This window comes from Allobosea sp. P4_C6, from assembly GCF_056402015.1.
In genome coordinates this window covers 1-1,425 of record NZ_JBFUIF010000241.1, presented here as the reverse complement: position 1 = coordinate 1,425, position 1,425 = coordinate 1, and the positions used below count along the sequence as shown (strand labels likewise).

The following is a 1,425-nucleotide window of genomic DNA, read 5'->3' as shown; positions in this document are numbered from 1 at the left end:
GCCGAGGCCCGAATAGAGCGCCGAGAGGTCGCTCCCCATCGCCGAAAGAGCCTCGTTCACCAGCGACCGGATCGCCCGAAGCGGATGACCCGCCGGCACCCGGGCCTCCAGGTCCACGTAGCTGAAAAGCGCCCCTGTCCTCTCGTCCGTCCCGCGCATCCCGCCCCTCCCCAGCGCAGAGGAGTGAATCACGTCAAGGCCGGAGCCGCGAGCCGCTTTTTCAACAGCCTGTTAAGGCTCTCGTCTTGAAAACGAGCGGCGGTGAAAGTCGCCCGAGGGTTCGAATCCCTCCGTCTCCGCCATTTCTAAGTCCTTGAAATATAACGACTTGATTTCTACGTTTCCGAGGCGTTCCGTCACACGGGCCCGTCACAGTCCGGGATGCAAATCCCGGCCTCGATTCGGGGTGTTGAATGTACGTCGTCAGGCGAGCCGACCATTGGTGGTTTCGTAAGTCCGTTCCCATAGACATTGCTAGGATCGCGGGGGTTCCCGAGCTGCGCCGGTCGCTGCGCACCCGCGATTTCGCATTGGCAAAGCGGAGGGCGTTACAATTGCTGGTCAAGGTCGACGAGGTCTACGCGATACTCAGGTCGAAGCGACCTCTGAAGCCGACGCGCGATCTCGCGCTCGCCATGCTCGACGACGCGATGCGGCTGAATGCCGGTTCGCCCGATGGCGTTTCCCGGAAAGCGGAGTTCATCGAGAACGCTCGATGGGCTTTCGAAGGCCTGCCGGCAGACCATGCGCTTGGCGCAGACGAAGACCTAGATGACCAGGAATGTCCGGCTCCTTTCGTGACCAAAGCCGAGGCCCTAGGCATACTTCGTACGGAAAGGCCCGTATCCAGGGACAATGAAGTCGCGGTGTCTATTTTGGATGCCGTCGATCGGATAAGTTTAACCCACTGGACGAAGCTGTCCAAGGTCGAGCAAGCCCTGGACAGCGCCATGCTACAGCTTGCGCCGGATAGAGCGACAACCGCGGCGCCCTCTTCCGCCGACGAAATGATTGCAAAGCTTTGCTCTGTCCTCATGACGGCACTCGCGGCAACCCGCACGGCATCGCCACCTCCTCTCGACACGGTAGGGCTGAAAGAACTCGTAGCCAGCGAGATCAAAGCCGGCATCGCCCAGGCCGCGTCGTCACGCTGGTCCGACGAATTGCTCTCCTTGGCCGTCAGACGCTTCGAGCTTCAGGAAGTCACGAAGCTCACCGGCCTGAAACATGCCGAGGACGTGCCGAAGCGCCTGGCCAACTTTCTGAATTTCATTGGTGACAATCCGATCCGCGACATCACCCGCGATGAACTGAAAGATTATCGCGACCATCTCGATCAGCTGCCTGATCGTTTCCAGCTGCGGCTCAAAACCAATGACATCCGCAAGGCCATTGCGATCAACAAAAAGCGTCCGAAGCCATTTC

Annotated in this window: 1 protein-coding gene and 2 pseudogenes; 2 read left to right on the top strand and 1 reads right to left on the bottom strand. The window is 59.9% G+C overall.

The annotated features are described in order from the left end of the window. A pseudogene (locus tag AC1DVA_RS28325) lies at nucleotides 1-159 on the bottom strand (IS5/IS1182 family transposase); the annotation flags it as partial. A 254-nt stretch (nucleotides 160-413) separates the two neighbouring features. Here AC1DVA_RS28325 and AC1DVA_RS28320 point away from each other — a divergent pair. Together AC1DVA_RS28320 and AC1DVA_RS28315 are read left to right on the top strand one after the other, a co-directional pair. Further along, a pseudogene (locus AC1DVA_RS28320) lies at nucleotides 414-533 on the top strand (DUF6538 domain-containing protein); the annotation flags it as partial. Nucleotides 534-554: 21 nt separating this feature from the next. After that, nucleotides 555-1,425 (top strand): hypothetical protein (locus AC1DVA_RS28315; protein ID WP_476808118.1); only part of this gene is annotated, 871 nt, incomplete at its 3' end.